The sequence below is a fragment of the Synechococcus sp. BA-120 BA3 genome, assembly GCF_034931285.1.
Classification (GTDB): Bacteria; Cyanobacteriota; Cyanobacteriia; order PCC-6307; family Cyanobiaceae; genus Cyanobium.
Map to the genome: position 1 here is coordinate 1 of NZ_JAYGHZ010000377.1, position 4,256 is coordinate 4,256.

General features: G+C 73.0%; 5 protein-coding genes and 1 pseudogene. 4 read left to right on the forward strand and 2 right to left on the reverse strand.

All coding sequences use genetic code 11. From position 1 onward, the window contains the following. Positions 1–244, forward strand: a pseudogene (locus VB737_RS15265) (DUF456 domain-containing protein); the annotation flags it as partial. A 25-nt stretch (positions 245–269) separates the two neighbouring features. On the opposite strand, the gene VB737_RS15270 reads toward VB737_RS15265, so the two are convergent. Both VB737_RS15270 and VB737_RS15275 read right to left on the reverse strand, forming a co-directional pair. Next, the gene (locus VB737_RS15270; protein ID WP_500314215.1) at positions 270–1,103 is read right to left on the reverse strand and encodes a hypothetical protein; all 834 of its coding nucleotides are present in this window, start codon (positions 1,101–1,103) and stop codon (positions 270–272) included. Between the two features lie 25 nt (positions 1,104–1,128). Continuing rightward, positions 1,129–2,271 carry a cysteine desulfurase family protein gene (locus tag VB737_RS15275; protein WP_500314217.1) on the reverse strand — a complete coding sequence of 381 codons (1,143 nt, stop codon included), beginning with the start codon at positions 2,269–2,271 and terminating at the stop codon, positions 1,129–1,131. Positions 2,272–2,277: 6 nt separating this feature from the next. Here VB737_RS15275 and VB737_RS15280 point away from each other — a divergent pair, with 6 nt between their 5' ends. The 3 genes from VB737_RS15280 to VB737_RS15290 form a co-directional block, all read left to right on the forward strand. Next, positions 2,278–2,847: a hypothetical protein gene (locus VB737_RS15280; protein WP_500314218.1), complete on the forward strand. Its 570-nt coding sequence runs from the start codon at positions 2,278–2,280 to the stop codon at positions 2,845–2,847. A 9-nt stretch (positions 2,848–2,856) separates the two neighbouring features. After that, positions 2,857–3,666 (forward strand): response regulator, encoded by an 810-nt coding sequence (locus VB737_RS15285; RefSeq protein WP_500314220.1) that lies wholly within the window; start codon positions 2,857–2,859, stop codon positions 3,664–3,666. Continuing rightward, positions 3,650–4,256 (forward strand): tetraacyldisaccharide 4'-kinase (locus tag VB737_RS15290; RefSeq protein ID WP_500314222.1); only part of this gene is annotated, 607 nt, incomplete at its 3' end. The genes VB737_RS15285 and VB737_RS15290, both read left to right, overlap by 17 nt.

Below are 4,256 nucleotides of genomic sequence, written 5' to 3' on the forward strand. Positions count from 1 at the left end.
GGAGATGTGTATAAGGGCCAGGGTGGGTCCGTTGCTGGGCGCCAGCCTGGGTGAGCTGATCACCGCCCCGCCGTCCCTTGGCCCGCCCGGCCTGGGCCGGCTGCGGCGCTCCCTGCTGGTGGGCCTGGCGGTGGTGGCCGGGATGCTCGTCAGCCGTCTGGCCCAGTTGCTGCTGGCCCTGGTGGGGGTGCTGGGCTTCGTGCTGCTGACGGTGGGCCCCTTCGCCCCCGGGCTCGCCGGCTGAGAAGGCGGCCGCCACCCCAGCGCCTTCAGCGGCCGGGCAGGGGCGGCAGGGGATCGGGGCCACCGCCGGCCAGCACCAGCTGCCGGTAGGCCGCCGTGGCAATGCAGACCACCAGGGGCCAGGCCACGAAGCCCCCCACCAGGCAGGCCAGCAGTCCCAGGAGCACCAGCAGACCCTCGATCAGGGTGAGCAGCAGCACCATCAGCCAGCTGGGGTCCACCAGGGCCCGCCCGCGCTGGATGGCGGTGCGGGAGCCGGCGCGCTCGAACAGGACGATCTGGGTGAGGAAGCTCTGGTTGATCGCCAGGTAGATCACCCCCAGCAGCAGCACCCCCAGGAGCAGGGCGAACACCACCGCCAGGCTCAGCCCCAGCACCTCCACCAGGGTGCGGCTGAACGGCACCAGCTGGTCGGCGTAGATCCCCAGCAGGGCCAGGGGGCCGCCCACCACCAGCAGCAGGCCCAGCAGGGGCACGGCCACCACCGCCGCCAGCAGCAGCCAGGCCCGCAGCAGCCGCCCGAACACCTCCCCGTCCCAGCGCATCAGCTGCCCCAGGGAGGGGTGGCCGCCCTGGAGGGCGCTGCCGGCACCACGCACCAGCCCGATGGCGCACCAGAGATTCAGCAGCAGGTTCGCCGTCAGCCCGATCAGGTACAGCACCCAGTCGAGGGGGTCGCTGGAGGCCACCCCGCCGTTGCTGATGCGGCTCTGCAGGGGCTGGATCATGAACTGGAGGGCCACCACCACCAGCGGGAAGCCCACGAAGGGCCCCGGGCTGCGGCTGAAGGCCCGCCAGCCCTCCTGGAGCGCATCACCGAAGTTGAGCCGGGGCCCCTGTCGACCGCCGGGTGTGGACATCAAGGGAAGGGCGCAGGCCCGAAAGCTAGACAGGCACTCGCAGCTCCGCCACCGCCTCCGTCACCGCCGCCACGGCGACGTCAATGTCGGCTGCCGTGGTGCCCCGGCCCAGGCCGAAGCGGATCGCGGCGCCGGCGGCGCTGCGGTCGAGGCCGAGGGCGGCCAGCACGTGGGAGGGGCTCCCCTGGCTGCAGGCCGAACCGCTGCTCACCGCCAGGACCCGGCGCAGCTGGCGGTGCAGGCGGGTGCCGTCCACCCCTTCGACGCTGACATTGAGGCTGTGGGGCAGGCCCTGGCGCGGATGGCCGTTGCGGCGCACTCCGCCAAGGGCCGCCAGCTCCTCCCAGAGCCGGTCCCGCAGGGCCCCGAGCCGTGCGGCCCGTTCCTCCCGGTCGGCCAGGGCGCCCGCCACGGCGGCGCCAAGGCCAACGATCAGGGGCACCGGCAGGGTGCCGCCCCGCAGCCCGCCCTCCTGGCCGCCCCCGAGCTGCTGGGGGGCCAGGGGCACCCCCGGGCGCCGCAGCAGGGCGCCGATGCCTTTGGGGCCGTAGAGCTTGTGGCCGCTGAGGCTGAGCAGGTCGATGCCGAGGTCGGCCATGGCGAGGGGGATGTGGCCCACCGCCTGGGCGGCGTCGCAGTGGAACAGCACGCCGTGTTTGCGGCAGAGGGCGCCGATGGCGGCCAGGGGCTGCAGCACGCCGATTTCGTTGTTCGCCGCCATCACCGACAGCAGCAGGGTGTCGGGCCCCAGGGCCGCCGCCAGCCGGTCGGGGTCCACCAGGCCATCGGCCGCCACCGGCAGCACCGTGAGGGGAAACCCATGGCGCTCCAGCCAGGCCAGCGGCTCCAGCACGGCCCGATGTTCGGTGGCCAGGGTCACCAGCCGGCGACGGGGTTCGCCCCGCTCCAGGGCCGCTTCGGCCACCCCCCGCAAGGCCAGGTTGTTGGCTTCGGTGGCGCCGCTGGTGAAGATCACCGCGTCGTCGGCCATGCCCAGCGCCTTGGCCACCCGGCGGCGGGCGATGTCCACCGCCGCGCCCGCCTCCAGGGACGGCCGGTGCAACCGGCTGGAGGGGTTGGCGGCGTTCGCCGTCCACCAGGGTGCCATGGCAGTCACCACCGCCGGATCGCACGGGGTGCTCGCGTGGTGGTCGAGGTACGTCAGCATGGGGCCATGCTGATTCGTCCCCGCCCCTGCGGTGCCCGTCCCCTCCGCCCGGGGGCCGTGCTCGCCACGGCCGTCCTGGCGGTGTCGCCGCTGGCGCTGGCGCTGGCCTGGTCCCTGGCCCTGCCCCGCCCGGCGGCCGCCCAGGGCGAGTCCCGCAGCAACGAGGAGAGCCGGCCCAAGGGCTTCCGGGTGCTGCTGGACCGGGTCACCCACCGAGGCCGGGAAGTGGTGGGCATCTACGGCCTGGTGGCCGAACCCGCCCAGCCCGGGATGTGGCGCGTGCAGGTGTGGGAGGAGCTCGACGACCGGGTCACCGTCGCCACCGACAAGATCGGCTGCAGCGTCACCGCCCCCCTGCGGATCACGGGCAGCTCCCGGCGGCTGGTCATCCGCGAGCTCAATCCCGGCGGGGTGATCACCCCGGCCAACCGCCTCGATCACCTGATGTGGTGGGCTGTCTGCTTCCCTGAGCAGGCCGGCAGGGATCCCGCCAGCCTCGGCCCGGTGGCCCGCCAACTGGGCTACAGCGGCCTGTTGCCCGAACGGCAGCAGGTGGTGCTCGGTCCCGGTCGATAGATTTCCCCCATGAGCCAGGAACCCTCCGCCGCCGCCGGCCCCATCCCCGAGCCGTCCGGGCCGCCGGAGGGGGCCGAAGCCGCCGTCAGCACCCCGGTGCGGCTGCTGCTGGTCGATGACGAACCCGGACTGCGCACGGCGGTCAAGGCCTACCTGGAGGACGAGGGGTTCGCCGTCACCACCGCCAATGACGGCGAGGAGGGCTGGACGGCGGCCCAGGCCCAGATGCCCGACGTCGTCATCACCGACGTGATGATGCCCCGCTGCGATGGCTACGGCCTGCTGAAGCGTCTGCGGGCCGACGAGCGGCTCGGCGGCACGCCGGTGATCTTCCTCACCGCCAAGGGCATGACGGCCGACCGCATCGCCGGCTTCCAGGCCGGCGCTGACGACTACATCCCCAAGCCGTTCGATCCGGACGAACTGGTGGCACGGGTGCGCAACGTGGTGCGGCGCCAGGAGCGCCTGCTGGCCGAGGCAGCCCGCTTCGCCGATGCCGACATCGGCGCCATGGCCCGCCAGATCACCGAGATCCGCTCCATGCTCGGCGGCGGGGGCGGTGGTGGCTCCGGCAGCGGCAGCGGCAGCGGCGGCAGCGCCCGCAAGCCCGTCAGCGATGTCAAGCTCGATTTCACCCCCCGCGAGGCGAGCGTGCTGCAGCTGGTGGCCGAGGGGATGATGAACAAGGAGATCGCCCGCCGGTTGGAGACGTCGATCCGCAATGTCGAGAAGTACGTCAGCCGGTTGTTCATCAAGACCGGCACCGCCAGCCGCACCGAGCTGGTGCGCTTCGCCCTTGAGCATGGGCTGGTGGATTGATGCCTCCCCATCCCCACCCCTGAGCCTCCCCCCGGGCTGGCTGCCCTCCCGCCCCAACGGCGGCTGGGCCTACCGCGACCGCATCCCCGTAGCCCGGGCCGGCCTGGGGGTGGTGGCCTTCTATGCCGGGCGCTACGGCCACTCCAGCGCGGAGGCCTGGGAACGGCGTCTGGCGGCCGGCGAGATCAGCCGCAACGGGGTGCCCCTGCGGGCTGACGCGGTTCTCGTTGGCGGCGATCGACTCGTCTGGCAACGTCCCCCCTGGCCGGAGCCGGCCGTCCCGGCCCACTGGGGCGTGATCCACGACGACGGCGATCTGCTGGTGATCGACAAGCCCAGCGGCCTGCCCGTGCTGCGCGTCCGGCTCGTGCCGGTCGAGCCGCCCCCGCCTGGCCCGCTCGTCGCCTTTGCAGGCATTGGCCGGCCGCAGAAACTCTTCGACAGTCTGGCAGAGGCTGGCGGGCAGGTCGCAGACGCCGTGCCCTTTGCCGATCATCACCCCTATACAAAAGGCGACCTGCAATTTCTGCGCAGCCTGGCGCGAGATCATGGGGCCCGCCTGATTACAACGTCGAAGGATCATGTCCGCC

Bases quoted from the DNA above. Each gene is read 5' to 3' on its own strand.
- VB737_RS15270 (WP_500314215.1), bottom strand. From the start codon at position 1,103: ATGTCCACACCCGGCGGTCGACAGGGGCCCCGGCTCAACTTCGGTGAT.
- VB737_RS15275 (WP_500314217.1), bottom strand. From the start codon at position 2,271: ATGCTGACGTACCTCGACCACCACGCGAGCACCCCGTGCGATCCGGCG.
- VB737_RS15280 (WP_500314218.1), top strand. From the start codon at position 2,278: ATGCTGATTCGTCCCCGCCCCTGCGGTGCCCGTCCCCTCCGCCCGGGG.
- VB737_RS15285 (WP_500314220.1), top strand. From the start codon at position 2,857: ATGAGCCAGGAACCCTCCGCCGCCGCCGGCCCCATCCCCGAGCCGTCC.